At 61.1% G+C, this 17,017-nt stretch carries 11 protein-coding genes; 2 read left to right on the forward strand and 9 right to left on the reverse strand.

Features of this window, described 5'->3' with window-relative positions:
- Window positions 1-152: 152 nt before the first annotated feature.
- Window positions 153-2,798, forward strand: a complete 2,646-nt coding sequence (gene pepN, locus WBQ96_RS04550; RefSeq protein WP_336547786.1) for an aminopeptidase N — start codon at window positions 153-155, stop codon at window positions 2,796-2,798.
- Between the two features lie 140 nt (window positions 2,799-2,938).
- Window positions 2,939-5,260, forward strand: coding sequence for a PAS domain-containing sensor histidine kinase (locus WBQ96_RS04555; RefSeq protein ID WP_336547788.1), 2,322 nt, complete (start codon window positions 2,939-2,941; stop codon window positions 5,258-5,260).
- Window positions 5,261-5,357: 97 nt separating this feature from the next.
- On the opposite strand, the gene WBQ96_RS04560 is transcribed toward WBQ96_RS04555, so the two are convergent.
- The 9 genes from WBQ96_RS04560 to WBQ96_RS04600 form a co-directional block, all read right to left on the reverse strand.
- Entirely contained in the window at window positions 5,358-8,333 is a 2,976-nt protein-coding gene (locus WBQ96_RS04560) for a bifunctional [glutamine synthetase] adenylyltransferase/[glutamine synthetase]-adenylyl-L-tyrosine phosphorylase (RefSeq protein WP_336547790.1), read from the reverse strand.
- Window positions 8,330-9,784: an ATP-binding protein gene (locus tag WBQ96_RS04565; protein ID WP_336547792.1), complete on the reverse strand. Its 1,455-nt coding sequence runs from the start codon at window positions 9,782-9,784 to the stop codon at window positions 8,330-8,332. Before WBQ96_RS04565 ends, WBQ96_RS04560 begins: the two co-directional genes overlap by 4 nt.
- A 3-nt stretch (window positions 9,785-9,787) precedes the next feature.
- A complete protein-coding gene (locus tag WBQ96_RS04570; RefSeq protein WP_091914086.1) occupies window positions 9,788-10,462 on the reverse strand; it encodes a response regulator transcription factor in 675 nt (224 codons plus the stop codon).
- Between the two features lie 199 nt (window positions 10,463-10,661).
- Window positions 10,662-12,203 carry a DegQ family serine endoprotease gene (locus tag WBQ96_RS04575; RefSeq protein ID WP_336547794.1) on the reverse strand — a complete coding sequence of 514 codons (1,542 nt, stop codon included), beginning with the start codon at window positions 12,201-12,203 and terminating at the stop codon, window positions 10,662-10,664.
- A gap of 127 nt (window positions 12,204-12,330) precedes the next feature.
- Entirely contained in the window at window positions 12,331-12,798 is a 468-nt protein-coding gene (locus WBQ96_RS04580; RefSeq protein WP_336547796.1) for a cytochrome c-type biogenesis protein, read from the reverse strand.
- Window positions 12,795-14,780 (reverse strand): heme lyase CcmF/NrfE family subunit, encoded by a 1,986-nt coding sequence (locus WBQ96_RS04585; RefSeq protein ID WP_336547798.1) that lies wholly within the window; start codon window positions 14,778-14,780, stop codon window positions 12,795-12,797. The genes WBQ96_RS04580 and WBQ96_RS04585 overlap by 4 nt, the downstream gene beginning before the upstream one ends.
- Window positions 14,780-15,232: a cytochrome c maturation protein CcmE gene (ccmE, locus tag WBQ96_RS04590; protein WP_165115369.1), complete on the reverse strand. Its 453-nt coding sequence runs from the start codon at window positions 15,230-15,232 to the stop codon at window positions 14,780-14,782. Before ccmE ends, WBQ96_RS04585 begins: the two co-directional genes overlap by 1 nt.
- Before the next feature lie 5 nt (window positions 15,233-15,237).
- Window positions 15,238-16,380 carry a c-type cytochrome biogenesis protein CcmI gene (ccmI, locus tag WBQ96_RS04595; protein ID WP_336547800.1) on the reverse strand — a complete coding sequence of 381 codons (1,143 nt, stop codon included), beginning with the start codon at window positions 16,378-16,380 and terminating at the stop codon, window positions 15,238-15,240.
- A 97-nt stretch (window positions 16,381-16,477) separates the two neighbouring features.
- Window positions 16,478-16,972: a hypothetical protein gene (locus WBQ96_RS04600; protein ID WP_337035871.1), complete on the reverse strand. Its 495-nt coding sequence runs from the start codon at window positions 16,970-16,972 to the stop codon at window positions 16,478-16,480.
- Window positions 16,973-17,017: the final 45 nt, after the last annotated feature.

The raw sequence follows: 17,017 nt of genomic DNA on the forward strand, positions 1-17,017 counted from the left end.
ATGTTCGGTGGAGAATGTCGGCCTGAAATAGGCTCCCTCGTAGTTTTGTCGAGGGAACCTTTCGTGTAAAGAGCACAGCCTTCATTTTTTTGGGCCAGATTTCGCCGCCCAGTCCGCCAGAACACCGGAATTTTGACAGGAAAGTCAACGAAATGCGCACAGATACCGGCCAGGTCTTCCGCCTCGAGGATTACCGCCCGAGTGATTATCACATTCCGCTGACCGACCTTACCTTCCGACTGTCGCCGGACAGCACACGGGTGATTTCGGAGCTGACGATCGAACGCCGCGAGGGCATTTCCGACACGCTGCCGCTTGTTCTCGATGGCGACGGGCTTGTTCTCAAGCGCGTCGAGCTCGACGGGAAGGTGCTTGCGCCGTCGTCCTATCAGGCCACGCCGGAAAGTCTTGTGATTGCAAATCCGCCGGCGGCCAAGCGGTTCCGGCTTCTCATCGAAACCGAGATAGCACCATCTCAGAACCAGGCGTTGATGGGCCTCTATCGCTCGAACGGCGTCTACTGCACGCAGTGCGAGGCGGAAGGCTTTCGGCGCATCACCTATTTCCTCGACCGCCCCGACATTCTGTCGGTCTACACCGTGCGCATCGAAGCCAGACGGGACGAAGCGCCGCTGCTTCTGGCGAACGGCAATCCCGGCAAGCGGGGCGATCTTGGCGATGGCTGGCACTTTGCCGTGTGGCACGACCCCTTTCCCAAGCCGTCCTATCTCTTTGCTCTGGTCGCTGGCGATCTTGGTCTCGTCAGCGACAGCCTTGTCACTGCATCCGGCCGTGAAGTCGCGCTCGGCATCTATGTCGAGCATGGCAAGGAAAGGCTGGCGTCCTACGCCATGGACTCGCTGAAGCGCTCGATTCGCTGGGACGAGGAGGTGTTCGGGCGGGAATACGATCTCGATGTCTTCAACATCGTCGCCGTGTCCGACTTCAATATGGGGGCGATGGAAAACAAGGGCCTGAACGTCTTCAACGACAAATATGTCCTTGCTGACGAGGAGACGGCGACAGACGCCGATTTCGCCAATATCGAGGCGATCATCGCGCATGAGTATTTCCACAATTGGACAGGAAACAGAATCACTTGCCGCGACTGGTTCCAGCTTTGCCTCAAGGAAGGCCTGACCGTCTTCCGCGACCACGAGTTCTCGGCGGACCAGCGTTCGCGCGCGGTCAAGCGCATTGCGGAAGTGCGTACGCTTAGAGCGCACCAGTTCCCGGAGGACCAAGGCCCGTTAGCACATCCAGTGCGGCCGCGCCGTTACCGCGAGATCAACAATTTCTACACGGCGACCGTCTACGAGAAGGGTTCGGAAGTGGTGCGGATGATACGCACCATCCTCGGCGCGGGTATGTTTCGCAAAGGCATGGACCTCTATTTCGAGCGCCATGACGGCGACGCCGCCACGATCGAGGATTTCCTGCAGGTTTTCGAGGATGCTTCCGGCCGCGACCTTTCGCAATTCGCGCTCTGGTATCATCAGGCGGGTACGCCGAATGTGACGGTCGCTGCGTCGCATAATGCGGCAGCGGCCGAGTTTACGCTGGAGATCGAGCAGTCGGTGCCGCCGACACCTTCGGAAAGCCGCAAGCGGCTGATGCATATTCCGCTGGCTTTCGGGTTGGTGGGGAAGGATGGCAAGGACATCGCTTATACCGCGGTCGATGGCGCAAGCGTCGAGGATGGCGTGATCCATCTGCGCAAACGACGTCATGTCGTGACGTTCTCGGGCGTTGCCGAGCGGCCGGCCATCTCGCTCAACCGCGGTTTTTCCGCGCCGATCACCCTGTCCATCGAGCAGAAGCCGGAAGACCTGATGTTTCTGGCACGGCACGATGGCGATGCCTTCTCGCGCTGGCAGGCTTTCAACACGCTCCTGACGGACGCCCTGATCGCTGCAACCCGCAATGTGCTCGGTGGCAAGAAGCCCGCATTCGCAAACGAGCTTGTCGAACTGGCCGGCATTATTGCCGGCGATGAAACGCTTGAGCACGCATTTCGAGCACTGGCGATCAGCCTGCCGGGTGAAGCCGACATTGCCCGCGACATCGGCGCGAACATCGACCCCGACGCAATCCACGCCGCCCGCGAGGCGCTTGTCGGCGCGATCGCCGAGACGAACCAGAGTCATTTCAAGGCGCTATACGAAAAACTTGGCGCTTCAGGTTCATTCAGCCCTGATGCAGCCAGCGCCGGGCGCCGGGCGTTGCGCAACGTGCTTCTCGACTATCTCTCGATCCTGCCGAAGGGAGAGACACTTGCGGCCAGTCACTTTGCTGCCGCTACCAACATGACGGATCGTGCGGCGGCGCTGATGGTGCTGGCGCATCGCCATGCGAAGTCGGCGGAAGCCGTGAACGCGCTGGCTGCTTTCGAAGAAAAATACCGCAGCGACGCGCTCGTCATGGACAAATGGTTCCAGATCCAAGCGGCAACGCCCGGCCAGGATGCCGTCGATCTGGTGCGAAGGCTGACGGCTCACCCGGCCTTCTCGATGGCCAATCCCAATCGCGTGCGCTCGCTGATCGGCACCTTCGCCAGCGCCAACCAGACTGGCTTCCACCGTGCCGACGGGACAGGCTACAAGTTCTTCGTGGAAACTGTTCTGGCGGTAGAGAAGCGCAACCCACAGGTCGCAGCCAGATTGGCGACCGCCCTGCGGTCATGGCGCTCGCTGGAACCCGGAAGACAGGCCAAGGCGCGAGAGGCTCTTCTGGCAATCAGCGCGGCGGAGAATCTATCCGCTGATCTGCGCGACATCGTCGAGCGGACATTGGCCTAAATAGCGCTTGTGAGAGGCTATTTACGATCTTTTCACACCCGACCTCTGGACAAGGCGAATCACCTCTGATTCCTTATGGATGATTCGGATGTACGGTGTAGCCGGATCGTTTTAGGGGAAAGATTTCGGGGAGCCTTTTTATGGCGAAGACGGACGCGTGGCGCGCGCCCGGAGGCAGCGCTTTTGTCAAAAACAAAAGCGGCAGCCTGGCAGGGAGTGCGAGGATTATAGCAGAGCCGGCTTACCGGCGTCTGCTTGCCGCCGAGCCGCTGTTGCGCCGCTCCATTCCCGTCCTCATCGTCATCTTCCTGCTTGTCGTGGCCGCTGCCCGCTTCCTGTCGTTGATGGCGTGGCATGACGACGTGGAGCGCAACGCCAAGGCCATACTCGGACTGGGCGCTGCGGAGCTCGCCAATTCGGTCACCATCACCGGCATGGGTGGCTCCTTCGCGCAGGAAAGCCAGGACCTGCTCGAGCGCACCATGCAGCAGGGCGCCATGAGCAGCCGGCATGTGCTGGCAATCATGGACGGAAAATTCAACGTCGTTGCCGTGTCGCCGGAATCCACGCGCTGGCAGGGCCGGGCGCTGGACGGGATCGTCTCGGGCGGACAGCCCCTGTTCATGTTCGGCGAGCGTGCCGGCGTCATCGAGGTTCGCGTCAACGGCGAGGACTGGTATGCCGCTCTCAGCCTGACAAACGACCGCAAGGCAGCCGCTGCCGCATTGATTCCGCAGGACGCCGTGTTTGCTGAGTGGCGCAAGACGGTGTCACTCAATGTCACGCTGTTCGTGCTCACGGCCGGTGTGCTGATCATCATTCTCTACGCCTATTTCAGCCAAGCGACGCGGGCGCAGGAAGCGGACCGCATCTACCTCGAGGCTCATCAGCGGATAGACCTTGCGCTGGTGCGCGGCCGCTGCGGCCTGTGGGACTGGGACATGGTGCGCGGCAAGATGTACTGGTCGCGCTCGATGTACGACATGCTCGGCTACGAGCCCTGCGACACGATGCTGTCCTTCGGCGAGGTCGACGACATCATCCACCATGAAGACGGCGACCTTTTCCAGCTCGCCAACCAGATCGTTTCGCGCGAGATCGACCATATCGACCAGGTCTTTCGCATGCGCCACGCCGATGGGCGCTGGGTCTGGATGCGGGCCCGCGCTCAGGTCATCGATCCGGACGCGCCGGAAATCCAGCTCATCGGCATTGCCGTGGACGTGACCGAGCAGCGTCATCTGGCGCTGCGGTCGGAAGCCGCCGACATGCGCCTGCGTACGGCCATCGAAAACATCAACGAATCCTTCGTGCTGTGGGATGCCCAGCAGCGTCTCATCATGTGCAACAGCAAATACCAGCAGGACAACGGCCTGTCCGATCGTGACGTCGTTCCGGGTGTTTCGCGCCATGTGCTTGAACAGCGAATGGCTGCATTTGCCTCCGAGCGCCGCCTGCCCTCTCCCAACGGCAATCGTGGCGGCGCGACTTATGAGCGGCAGTTGAACGACGGACGCTGGCTTCAGGTCAACGAACTCAGGACCCGCGACGGCGGCATCGTGTCCGTCGGCTCCGACATCACGCCGATCAAGCAGCATCAGGACAAGCTTGTCGACAGCGAACGGCGCTTGATGGCGACCATCCACGATCTCAGCGTCGCGCGACGCGCCGAACAGGAGCGCGGCCGCGAAATGGTCGAGCTCAACAAGAAATACATGAAGGAAACCGAGCGCGCCGAGGCGGCCAATCGCGCAAAGTCCGAATTCCTGGCGAACATGTCGCACGAATTGCGCACGCCATTGAACGCGATAATCGGTTTCTCGGAGTTGATGGAATCCGGGCTTTTCGGGCCGCTCGGCTCGGACCGCTACGAGGAATACGCCAAGGACATCCTCAGCAGCGGCAAATATCTGCTCGGCGTCATCAACGACATCCTCGACATGTCGAAGATCGAGGCGGGACAGTTCTCAATCGACAGCGAGGAGATCAATCTCTGCCCGCTCATCAGCGAAACGGTGCGGGTCATCTCGCTGCAGGCGGCGCAGAAGTCGATCACGGTGGAGACGCAGATCGCAGACTCGCTCACCCTGTTTGCCGATCGCCGCGCCATCAAGCAGATCGTCATCAACCTGCTGTCGAACGCGGTGAAATTCACCGGGCAAGGCGGGCACATATCGGTGCGCGCGCGCAATGCCTCGGGCGCGCTGATGATCACCATCGAAGACACCGGCTGTGGCATTCCAAAGGGCGCGCTGAGCAAGCTCGGGCGGCCATTCGAGCAGGTTCAGAACCAGTTTTCCAAGAACCACACGGGGTCGGGTCTTGGTCTCGCCATTTCGCGTTCGCTGGCCGAGCTTCACGGCGGCGCGTTGAAAATCCGGTCCAACGAGGGTGTCGGCACCATCGTTTCGGTTCGGATTCCAATGCGCAAACCGCCAAAGCCGATGCAGCAGGCGGCCTGACGGCTGCGAGTTCCCAGATGCCGGGTGGCATCTGGGAAAATCTTCATTCAGCGTTGTTTTTACGCCAGCTCTTGCGGATCGGCATTTCGTCTCGGCGTCACTTTCGTTTCGCGTGCAACAACAGGTCGAAATGCGTTCTGACCCTTTGTGATGTCTCCTTGAGGTGTGCCTCAAGGACGCTGAAATCCGGAAGGTCGGTAATCGCCAAAAGCATATCTGAAAGGCCGGGCGGCACATCCTGCCGCTCGAAATGGCCGGTCAGGCAGAGCCTGATCATCTGCGTCAGCGACAGATAGAGCGTATAGGCTTCAACAAGTTCCTGCCGGACCTGTGCGTCGGCAAAGCGGGGCGCAAGCCGCGCCAGAATTTCTCCGGTGCCGGTGGTGCGGTCTCCGGCCACCACCGCGCCGGTCAGAACGGCAACCTGGGCGATGAATTCAAGATCGATCTGGCCGCCAGGAATGAGCTTGATGTCCCAGATATCCTTTGGCGGCTTTTCCTCCTCGATCATCTTGCGCATGTCGCCCGCTTCCTTGGCGACTTTGACTGCATCGCGTGGCAAGGCGATGATTTCGGACACCTCCGCCTCGGCCGCGAGGCAAAGGGTTTGGTCGCCGGTCACGGCACGAGCACGCGTTAGGGCCATATGCTCCCAGGTCCAGGCTTCTCCACGCTGATACTTGCGGAATGCATCGATATGGGTGGCCACCGGGCCCTTGTTGCCCGAAGGCCGCAGCCGCAAATCGAGCTCGTAGAGAACGCCCTCGGCAGTGGGCGCGGAAACGGCGGCAATCAGACGTTGGGTCAGGCGTGTATAGTAATGCGAGGGCGCGAGCGGCTTTTCGCCATCGGATTCATCAGCATCGGCGTCATGGTCGTAGAGCAGGATAAGATCGACGTCCGAGCCGGCGGTAAGCTCGCGGCTACCAAGCTTGCCCATGCCGAGGATCGCAGTCTTGCCGCCCTTCACTTTGCCGTGGCGCGACGAAAACTCCTCGATCACTGCATCGAGTGCCGCGCCAATCGTCAGGTCGGCGAGATCGGAAAAGGCCCTTCCGGCCCTCCCGGCGTCGATGGAGCCTGCCAGCAGGCGCACGCCGATAAGAAATTTCTGCTCGGCGGCAAAGATGCGCAGCCGGTCGAGCGTTTCCTCATAGGTCTTCGCGGCTTCCAGGAAGGCTGCAAGCCGGCCTGCCAGATAGGCCCTGTCGGGCAGTTCGGACAAAAGAGCCGGATCGAGCAGGCCGTCGAACACATGCGGCCGCCGCGTGATGATGCCCGCCAGCCGGGGTGCGGCGCCCATGATCGTCGCCAGCAACTTCAAAAGTGCCGGATTGGATTGCAACAGCGAAAAAAGCTGAATGCCGGCTGGTAGCCCGACCAGAAAATCGTTGAAGCGCATCAACGCTTCGTCCGCGCGCCGCGTCTTGCCGAAGGCTTCGAGCAGGGCCGGCGTCAGTTCGGTCAACCTTTCGCGGGCCTCGGCCGATTGCGTGGCGCGATAGCGCCCGAAATGCCAGGTGCGGATTACGCGGCAAATGTCGCTGGGCCGTTCGAAGCCGAGCCGGTGCAAGGTTTGAAGCGTGTCGGGATCGTCGACATCACCGGTGAAGACAAGATTGCCGATGCCGGAGGACAATTCCGGGGCAGTTTCAAAAAGAGCCGCGTAATGCTGCTCGACCTGCTGCAGCGACGCCCGAAACTCCTTCGAGAATGCCTCGGCGTCCGCAAACCCCAGCATATGGGCGATGCGCTCCAGGCCCTCATCATCTTCGGGCAAAGTGTGCGACTGCTCGTCGGCCACCATCTGGATCGCGTGCTCGACACGGCGCAGGAACCAATATTGGCGCGTCAGCGCGTCCCTCGCCTCGGCGGTGATCCAGCCGCGCGCGGCAAGCTGGCCGAGCATGGGAACCGTCTCGCGGCCACGCAATTCCGGAAAACGCCCGCCCGCGATCAATTGCTGGGTCTGGACGAAAAATTCGATCTCGCGAATGCCGCCGCGTCCGAGTTTGACGTTGTGCCCCTTCACCGCGATTTCGCCGTGACCCTTGTGGGCGTGGATCTGACGCTTGATGGAATGAACATCGGCGATCGCGGCATAGTCCATATATTTGCGCCAGACATAGGGCTGCAATTCCCTAAGGAAGGCAGCACCCGCTTTCAAATCGCCGGCAACCGGGCGCGCCTTGATCATGGCGGCGCGCTCCCAGTTCTGGCCTCGGCTCTCGTAATAGAGCAGCGCCGCTTGAACCGGGATCGCGAGCGGCGTCGAGCCGGGGTCCGGCCGCAGCCGCAGATCGGTGCGGAAGACATAGCCATGCTCGGTTCGGTCCTGAAGAATGCGCACCAGACGCCGCGTCAGCCGCGCAAAAAGCTCGGACGCGTCGAGCGGATCGATAACCGCCGGAGCCTCAGGCTCGAAGAACACGACCAGATCGATATCGGACGAAAAATTCAGCTCATGCGCCCCGAGCTTGCCCATGCCGAGCAGTATCCAGCCTGACCCTTCGGACGGGTTTTCCGGATCTGGCAGTTTCAGCTTGCCCTGGAAATGCGCTTCGCGAAGCAGGAAATCCACTGCTGCGCTCGTGCACGCATCCGCCAGGTCGCTCAGGCGGCGAACAGTGGTCGCGGTGTCGGCTTCAACCGCAAGATCGGCGAGCGCGATCAGGAAATGCGCTTCCATCTTGAGCTTGCGCAGCGCCATCATCAGCGTCTTTTCCGAGACATCCTCCGCGCGCGCCGCGGCGTCGATAGCGGCCCGGATCGAAAGCAGACGCTCGTCAACGGTCTCGTCGAACAGCGCATCGAGGATGTCCGGCCGCTTTCGGGCGCAATCGCGCATAAAACTGGAAAGGTCGAAAACCGCTTCCAAAAATGCGGCCCGCCTGCTTTTCCCGGCCAGTAATTCTGCGACCCGCGGAAAACCTTCATCCTCGGCGGCAGAGGCAATCTCGGAAAGTTCGCGTCTGGCCCGCCCGCGATCCAACGGCGCCAAGTTTGCAACCGGTCCTTTGAACCAGCTCCCGGTTTCCGCTTTCACCGTCTTCGCCGCCGACCCTGCCGTCATTTACCCGCCTCCCTCTGTGGGAAGGTCATAATGACAGATAATCCCGGATTGGCTGACGAAAGTTCGAGCCGGCCATGGTGAAATTTCATGATTGCCTTGGCGAGGCTGAGCCCCAAGCCGGAGCCCGGTTGCGAGCGGCTCTTTTCCAGCCGCACGAAGCGTTCGGTCACGCGTTCGCGGTCGCCATCGTCGGGAATGCCCTGACCATTGTCGATAACGTTGAGCCTGATTTCGGCGGCCACTCTTTCAAGCGTTACCCGAACCATGGGCTTTTCGGTCGAGTCCACCGAATATTTAATCGCATTGTCGACGATGTTGGACAGCGCCTGGGCAACCAGTTCCCGATTGCCATCGACAATGAAGGAGCCGTCGACCGCTGTTTCCAGCCCGACGCCCGCTTCTTCGGCCACCGGCTCGTAAAGCTCGACCACGTCGCAGACGGCGGCGGCAAGATCGACCTTCGAAACCGCCTCGGCGGAATAGCCGGCTTCCAGCCGCGAGATCATCAGTATGGCGTTGAAGGTCCGGATCAACTGATCGGATTCGGCGATCGTGCCTTCAAGTGCGGCACGATATTCGGTCGGCTTCTGCTGGCCCGACAAGGCGGCCTCCGCGCGATTGCGCAGCCGGGTCAGCGGCGTCTTCAGGTCATGGGCGATGTTGTCGGAGACCTGTTTCAGCCCCTCGTTCAGATTGGCGATGCGCGCCAGCATGGTGTTGAGGTTTTCGGACAGACGGTCGAATTCGTCGCCGGCGCCGGTCACCGGCAGACGGCCTGACAGGTCGCCACCCATGATACGGCGGCTTGCCTCCGAGACGTTGTCGATGTGGCGCAGCGCCGTTCGACCGACGAAATACCAGATGAGTGCCGCACCCAATCCCATCATGCCGAGCGCGACCATCAGGGCTCGGCGCACGACGGCACGGAAGCGTTCCGGCTCGCCAAGGTCACGGCCGACCATCACGATCATCTGGTTGGGCAATCTGAGCACGACGGCGATCGCATTGTGCCGCGCCTCGACGTCCATCTGGGCCGGCTCGGGATCGGCCGAGTTGGTACTGCGCCGGTCGGTGCCTTCCCCGAATCGCTGGTAGGAAAACGGTATCTCGGTCCAGCCATCGGTGTTGAGCACGCCGGGCTGCAGGCTCTGGACATTGCCCGAAAGGATGCGGCCATTGGCGTCGGCAATCAAATAGAGATTGGCACCCGGCTGGCGCGAGCGCCTCTCGATCGTGCGCACCAGCAGCGGCAGCCCGCCGCGTTGATAGGCGCTGCCAAGGCCCTGCACTTCCTCGTTGATCGTCTCCATGGTCTGCCCCGTCAGCATGCGCGCCGACAGGGACGTCATGTAGAAGACCAGAAGAACCGCACACAGCGTGAAAAGGATCAGATAAAGTGCCGACAGCCGGGCTGCCGTCGTTTTCATGATGGCAGGCAGTCGCAAGGCCATGTGTTATCCGGCCTTGAGCATGTAGCCCGCACCACGAACCGTATGCAGTATCGGACTGTCGAAGCCCTTTTCTATCTTGCCGCGTAATCGCGAGACGTGCACGTCGATGACATTTGTCTGCGGATCGAAGTGATAGTCCCAGACATTTTCCAGCAGCATGGTGCGCGTAACCACTTGGCCGGCGTGGCGCATGAGGTATTCGAGCAACCTGAATTCGCGCGGTTGAAGCGTAATGTCCTGCGAAGCGCGGCGAACGGTGTGGGAGAGACGGTCGAGCTCCAAATCGCCGGTCCGATAGACCGTCTCCGCCTCGCGGGAGGCAGCGCGGCGGTTGAGGACTTCGATCCGCGCCAGCAACTCGGAGAATGCGTAAGGCTTTGTCAGGTAGTCGTCACCGCCGGCGCGCAGGCCCGTGACCCGATCGTCGACTTCGCCCAGCGCTGATAGGATAAGCACTGGCGTGGTGTTGCCGCGCGATCTAAGCCCGGCGATCACGGAAAGCCCGTCACGGCGCGGCAGCATGCGGTCTACGATCATGGCATCGTAGTCACCGGAATCGGCCAGCGCGAAGCCTGTTTCGCCATCGCCGGCGACATGGGCCGTGTGCCCTGCCTCGGCAAGCGCCTTTTCCAGATACTCCGCCGCCTCGCGGTCGTCTTCGATAACGAGAATCTTCATCGCACCACTATACGCGATTTCTGCCTGTTCCATGATGTTAGCGTTCATTCGCGATCTCCGGAAGTTCGCGGCAACAGGCCGATGGGAGCCTGTTGCCGCTGGAGCCGATGCGGACTGACAAATCGCGCCTGCCCCTTTTTCTCCGGCGCAGCGCCCGGGGGTGTTGAAATCGCCGCGCCGAAGGAACTCTATCTGCGGGTCAGCCCTTCGCTACCGGCAGTGTAACGAAGCGATTGGCATCGTCACGCGTGACCTGCACCAGCACTGCCTTGCGGCCGGCCTTGGAGGCATCGGACATAGCCTTGGTGACATCGTCGGCGCTCTTCACCTCGACCGAGTTCACCGCCATGATGACGTCGCCAGCCTGGATGCCGCGCTCGGCAGCGTCGCTGTCCGGTTCGACGGCGGTCACGACCAGACCCTTGCCGTTATCCGCACCGGTGACGGTCAGGCCGAGATCGGCAAGCGCATCCGCCGGCACTTCAGGCGCAGACTGCTGGTCGTTCGACGCCTGCTTGTCGGAGCCGGGCAATTCGCCAAGGTCGAGCTTGACGGTTTCCGACTTGCCATTGCGCCAAAGCGTAACGTCGACCGAACTGCCGGGCGCGAAGCCGCCGATGAGACGGGCGAGCTCGCGGGGCGAGGCTACGTCCTTGCCGTTGATCTGGGTGATAACATCGCCGGCTACGATGCCAACCTTTTTGGCCGGGCCATCATCCTGCGCCTCGGAGACCAAAGCACCCTTGGCGCCACTCAGGCCGAGCGACTCCGCGATTTCCGGGCTGACAGGCTGGATCTGGACACCAAGCCAGCCGCGCTGCACGGAGCCGTTCTTCATCAGGTCCTGAACCACGACCTTGGCCGTGGAGGCCGGAATCGCAAAGGCGATGCCGACATTGCCGCCTGAAGGCGAGAAGATGGCCGTATTGATGCCGACGACCTGGCCACTGAGATTGAAGGCAGGGCCGCCGGAGTTGCCACGGTTCACTGCCGCGTCGATCTGGATGAAGTCGTCGTAGGGGCCGGCGCCAATGTCACGGCCACGCGCCGAGACGATGCCCGCCGTAACCGTGCCGCCCAGGCCGAAGGGATTGCCGATCGCCACGACCCAGTCACCAACGCGAACCTTGGAGTCATCGGCAAAATCGACATAGGTGAACTTACCATCGCCTTCGACCTTCAGAACAGCGAGGTCGGTACGCTGATCGGAACCGATCAGCTTGGCATCGAGTTCCTTGCCGTCATCCATCACCACGGTGAAGGATGAGCCTCCGTCGACAACGTGATTGTTGGTGACGAGATAGCCGTCTTCGGAAATGAAAAAGCCGGACCCTTGCGAAACGGGTCGCGGGCCACGCTCACGGTCCGGGCGGTTGAAACGCCTTTGGCCGCGCTGTTCGCCTTCGCCATCGCCACGGAACTGGCGAAAGAAGCGCTTCATCGGATGATCGTTGGGGAGATCGTCGAAGCCGCGCTGTCCGGGCGTGAAATCGCCACCGTCATCGGAGGTCGGCTGGATTTTGGCCTTCACCCGAACGCTGACGACTGCGGGCGTTACACGCTCGACCACATCAGCAAAACCGGGGGCCTGGGGGGCATCGACGCGCACAGCTTCGGCAAAAACCGGAGCGGTGCCGGAGGTGACCGCGCCAATGCCGATCGCGCCGGCTATGGCGAGCCAAGCAGCGGCGGCCAACAGCCGGCTGCGGGTCTTCGAAACGGGCTTGGGGGAGTTGGTCATGAAACTATCCTCTTCAAAGGGATGCGTCTGAACCGCATCCTCCAAGAGATGGATAGAGAAACCTACATTACAACGCTCTTTCCGCCGGATGAAACTTTCGTAATGTTTCATCAGAGCCTAGCGGCTTTCAATCCTTGCGTAGTATTTCTTCGAGCGCTTCGTTTTCCCTGGCCGTAAGCGCCGGCACCTCGGAAACGCGCCGGTTTCTGGCGGCATAGAACATCACCACGCCGCCACACAGAAGCAGGATCAGCGGCGCCCCCCACAGCAGCGCATTGCGCAAGCTGAAACGCGGCTTCAACAGGACGAACTCACCATAGCGGGCAACGACATAATCCAGAACCTGCACGTCGTTGTCGCCGGCAACCAGGCGCTCTCTGACCAATACCCGCAGATCATGGGCAAGTTCGGCATCCGACATATCTATGGACTGGTTCTGGCAGACCATGCAGCGCAGTTCTTCGGAAAGCAGGCGCGCACGTGCCTCAAGAGCAGGGTCCTGCAGAACTTCGTTGGGCAACACCGCATAGGCCGCGCCGCTCCAGACCATGGCCAGCAGCAGCGCGACGGCGGCGAAAGGCGACGCGCGCTTCATGAGGTCGCAGGGCTCGGCCTGACAGGCTTCGCCCGCCGTGCCGGTGCGCCGACGCGCAGCCGCCGGTCGGTCAACGATATGGCGCCCGCTATCATCATCACCAGCCCGCCAAGCCAGATCAGCGTGACCATCGGCTTCCACCACATACGAACGACCACGGCGCCATCCGTCGTCTCGTCGCCCAGCGAAATGTAGAGCTGACTGAAACCCATCGTCTTGATGCCGGCCTCAGTCGTCGGCATGCGGCGGGCAGGATAAAAGCGCTTGGACGAGATGATTTCGCCCGTTGCATTTCCGCTCGCACCAAGAATCACGAAGCGTCCCTGATCTTCCGTATAATTCGGTCCCTGGGAAGGATGCAGGCCTTCGAAGCGCACCGTATGGCCGGAAAGCTCGACAGTCTCGCCAGCACGCATGGTCAATATCTTTTCGGTCTCGAACGAGACGACTCCAACGATCCCAAGTACGGAAAGCCCGACACCCAGATGAGCAAGAGTGGTGCCGAACACCGATCGCGGCAGGCCAACAAAGCGGCTCAACATGACGCGCGGAGGAACAATGCCGAAGCCGGACTTCAGGACGATATCAGTGAGCGCGCCAAGAATGAGCCAGAACGCCAACCCGATGCCGAGGGCAGCGAAAACCGTTTCCCCCTCGACAGCGAGCATCGTGACCAACACGGCCAGCAACGCGCCGCCGAAGGCGAACATCAGCCTTTGAGCCGCACCGAAGATGTCACCGCGCTTCCACGCCAGAAGCGGCCCGAACGGGACGAGCATCAGCAGCGGAACCATCAGTGAGCCGAAGGTAAGGTTGAAGAAAGGTGCGCCGACCGAAATCTTGTCGCCGGTAATCGCTTCGATGACCAGCGGGTAGAGCGTACCTATGAGAACAGTGGCGGCAGCCGTCGTCAGGAAAAGATTGTTGAGGACGAGAGCGCCCTCTCGGGAAACCGGCTGAAACATTCCGCCGGTGGTCAAGCTGCCGGCCCGCAGGGCAAAGAGCGTCAGCGAGCCGCCAATAAACAGCATCAGGATGCACAGGATGAAAACGCCGCGGCTCGGGTCGGTGGCGAATGCGTGAACCGAAGTCAGCACGCCCGACCGAACAAGGAAGGTTCCGAGCAGCGAAAGCGAGAAAGTCAGGATCGCCAGAAGCAGCGTCCATATTTTCAGGGCCGAGCGCTTTTCCATGACGATTGCTGAATGGAGCAGCGCTGTTCCGGCGAGCCACGGCATGAAGGACGCATTCTCGACCGGGTCCCAGAACCAGAAACCGCCCCAGCCAAGTTCGTAGTAGGCCCAATACGATCCCATCGCGATGCCGCCGGTCAGGAACAGCCACGCCGCCAGCGTCCATGGACGCACCCATCGCGCCCACGCAGCGTCGATCTTGCCTTCGATCAGGGCCGCAACCGCGAAGGAAAAGCAGACGGAGAACCCGACATAGCCGAGATACAAAAGCGGCGGGTGTATCGCCAGGCCGATATCCTGCAGGATCGGGTTCAAGTCCCGTCCTTCGATAGGCGCCGGCACCAGCCGTGCGAAAGGGTTGGACGTCGCGAGGATAAACAGGAAGAACGCCGCGCCGATCCAGCCTTGAACCGCGAGGACATTGGCGCGCAGCGTGTTTGGAAGGTTGGTGCCAAACACTGCGACCAGCGCGCCAAAGAACGTCAGGATCAGCACCCAGAGCAGCATCGAGCCTTCGTGGTTGCCCCATGTGCCGGTGATCTTGAACAGCATGGGTTTGAGAGAATGCGAGTTCTCCCATACATTGGCGACCGAGAAATCGGATTGCACATAGGCCATGGTGAGAGCGGCGAACGAAAGCGCCGTCAGTGCAAAACCGGTAACCGCGACCGGGCCGCCTACAGCCATCAACCGCTCATTGCCGGTGCGCGCGCCAAACAATGGAACCAGCGACTGAACCAGGGCCAGTGCAAAGGCCAGAACGAGCGCAAAGTGACCGGTTTCAACCATTACGAACCGCCCCCTGCCTGTTCATCCTGCCAGACGCCCTTGGCTTTCAGGCTGTCGGCGACTTCCTTCGGCATGTAGTTCTCGTCATGCTTGGCAAGCACGCTGTCGGCGACAAAGACGCCGTCGGCGCCAAAGGTACCTTCGGTGATCACGCCCTGATCTTCCCGAAAGAGATCGGGAAGAATTCCGGTGTAGGTCACTTTAACCGAATTTTCCTTGTCGGTTACGCCAAAGCTGACCTGTGTACCCTGCCCTCGAATGATCGTGCCTTTTTCGACAAGGCCGCCGAGGCGAATACGCTGACCGGGTTCAAGTGTGGCCGTCTGAAGGTCGGCGGGCATGTAGAAATAGGATGCCTTCTGGCCGAGCGCATAGAATGTCAGGCCGGTCGCCGCGATCAGAAATCCGGCACCCGCTGCGATGATCGACAATCTCTTCTGTTTGCGCGTCATGCCAGCTACTCCGTGGCCGAAAGGCCAAGGGTGGCCGCAAATCCGGCGAATTTCCGACCGTCCTCGCTCGAAGCGCCCAAAGCGGCCAGGCCGCGATTGAACGCTGCGCGCGCATCGTCCTTTTTGCCGAGTACGAGATATGAACGAACAAGCCGCATCCAGCCTTCCGGATCATTTGGATTCTCGCGCAGCTTTTCGTCCAGCCCTGCCACCATGGTTTCAATCATGGCGTTCCGGTCCGTCTGCGACATTGAAGCCGCGGCATCGATCTCGGTCTGGGTAGGGCCGACGGAGGGCTTTTGCGGGCCAGCTTCCGCAAGGCGCTTCCTGGTCTCGGCCAGCGCCTGTTCTGTCGGGCTCCGCCAAGGTGAATCACCGGGAAGGAGCGTAAGCATGGCCTCCCAAGCCTTGGCGGCCTCGGTCATCTTGCCATCCTGAACCAGCGCAGTGGCCAGATAAAAGCTTGCTTTCGGTTGCATAGGCTCGAGCTTCAGCGCCCTTTCGAAAGCACGCTGTGCGTCTGAAGACACAATTCCTTCACCGGCATCGGTAATCGCTTCGCCCAAGCCTGCTTCACGCGCGGCGGTGGAGCCCTCCAGCCGAATGGCATTGCGATAGGCCGTGGCGGCTTCGTCGAAACGACCCAGCCTCAGGTACACCGGCGCCAGCACATCCCAGCCACGCCCGTCCTGTGGGTTGGCAGCGAGATGGCCCTCCGCCCGAGCAATCAGCTCATCGACCGAACTGTCGGCCGGGCTTTGCGCCAATCTTCCCCGAAGCGGTTGAGAAGGGAGATCCGGCGACCCGATAGCCGCATAGAGCCCCCAGCTTATCAATGGAATGGCAAGGACGGCCACACCGCCGAGCATCCGACCGCTCGCCGCAAAGCGCGGCAGAGAAACACTTCCGCCTTCGTTGCTTCCGGCCCGGATGATCCTGCGCGCAATCTCCGCGCGAGCCTGCTCCGCATCCGCGGGAGCGATCAGACCCCTTACCATATCCCGGTCAAGTTCCGAGAGCTGATCCCTGTAAACCTCAAGATCATGCTCATTGCCGCCAGAATCGCCCTTCGGCCGGCTAGCAAGCGGCAATAAAACCGCGAGGCTCGCACCGAGCGTGAGCAGGGCTGCAACGATCCAGAACATCATGCACTCTTAATAGACGCCACCAGATTCCATGCCAACATCATCCGCCTGCGGCGGATTAGCGTCCAACCCTACCTTATGCCAACACGCTGAAAGGGCGTCAGGTCAGCGGAGTCCAGCTGCCGTCGGTGTTTCGGCAGGCTGTCCCACGCGCGGTTCGGGTCTGCCCGGAAGCGTAAACGGTATGGGTATACTGGCGGCAATCCTGGGATCCGACGCGGTAAGGTTGCGCCGCGACCACCTGACCCGAGAAACCCGACCGCTCGCTTTTCCAGGAAACGGGCTGGCCACTTTGCGTGTATTCAAGCGCTTTGTATTCGGCTTCGAGCGCGCTTCGACGATCCCGATCGTCCATCCCGGCACCGGCAGTGCCACCAATCAGCCCATTGCCCATCGCAGCGAGGATCGTCGAGGCGACTTTTCCATTTGCCGAACTGGCCTGATTTCCGGTCACACCGCCCACAATGGCGCCGGCAGCAGCGCCCACTTTCGTGTCGGACAAACCGGTCGTCGTACACCCTGAGACGGCAAGCAGTCCGGCAACCAGTGTCACGCGAAATTTCATGCTTACCACCAGCTCCGAATTTGCAACCATGATCAAGGGCTTGGACGTTGCGTTAGTGTTGATATTTGGCCGAAA

Source organism: Mesorhizobium sp. CCNWLY176 (assembly GCF_037153935.1).
GTDB classification, from domain to species: Bacteria; Pseudomonadota; Alphaproteobacteria; order Rhizobiales; family Rhizobiaceae; genus Mesorhizobium_M; species Mesorhizobium_M zhangyense.

What these genes read in the sequence shown, in the direction of transcription:
- WBQ96_RS04565 (WP_336547792.1), bottom strand. Translation starts at nt 9,784, where the DNA reads ATGGCCTTGCGACTGCCTGCCATCATGAAAACGACGGCAGCCCGGCTG.
- WBQ96_RS04580 (WP_336547796.1), bottom strand. Translation starts at nt 12,798, where the DNA reads ATGAAGCGCGCGTCGCCTTTCGCCGCCGTCGCGCTGCTGCTGGCCATG.
- pepN (WP_336547786.1), top strand. Translation starts at nt 153, where the DNA reads ATGCGCACAGATACCGGCCAGGTCTTCCGCCTCGAGGATTACCGCCCG.
- WBQ96_RS04570 (WP_091914086.1), bottom strand. Translation starts at nt 10,462, where the DNA reads ATGAAGATTCTCGTTATCGAAGACGACCGCGAGGCGGCGGAGTATCTG.
- WBQ96_RS04585 (WP_336547798.1), bottom strand. Translation starts at nt 14,780, where the DNA reads ATGGTTGAAACCGGTCACTTTGCGCTCGTTCTGGCCTTTGCACTGGCC.
- WBQ96_RS04600 (WP_337035871.1), bottom strand. Translation starts at nt 16,972, where the DNA reads ATGGTTGCAAATTCGGAGCTGGTGGTAAGCATGAAATTTCGCGTGACA.
- WBQ96_RS04560 (WP_336547790.1), bottom strand. Translation starts at nt 8,333, where the DNA reads ATGACGGCAGGGTCGGCGGCGAAGACGGTGAAAGCGGAAACCGGGAGC.
- ccmI (WP_336547800.1), bottom strand. Translation starts at nt 16,380, where the DNA reads ATGATGTTCTGGATCGTTGCAGCCCTGCTCACGCTCGGTGCGAGCCTC.
- ccmE (WP_165115369.1), bottom strand. Translation starts at nt 15,232, where the DNA reads ATGACGCGCAAACAGAAGAGATTGTCGATCATCGCAGCGGGTGCCGGA.
- WBQ96_RS04575 (WP_336547794.1), bottom strand. Translation starts at nt 12,203, where the DNA reads ATGACCAACTCCCCCAAGCCCGTTTCGAAGACCCGCAGCCGGCTGTTG.
- WBQ96_RS04555 (WP_336547788.1), top strand. Translation starts at nt 2,939, where the DNA reads ATGGCGAAGACGGACGCGTGGCGCGCGCCCGGAGGCAGCGCTTTTGTC.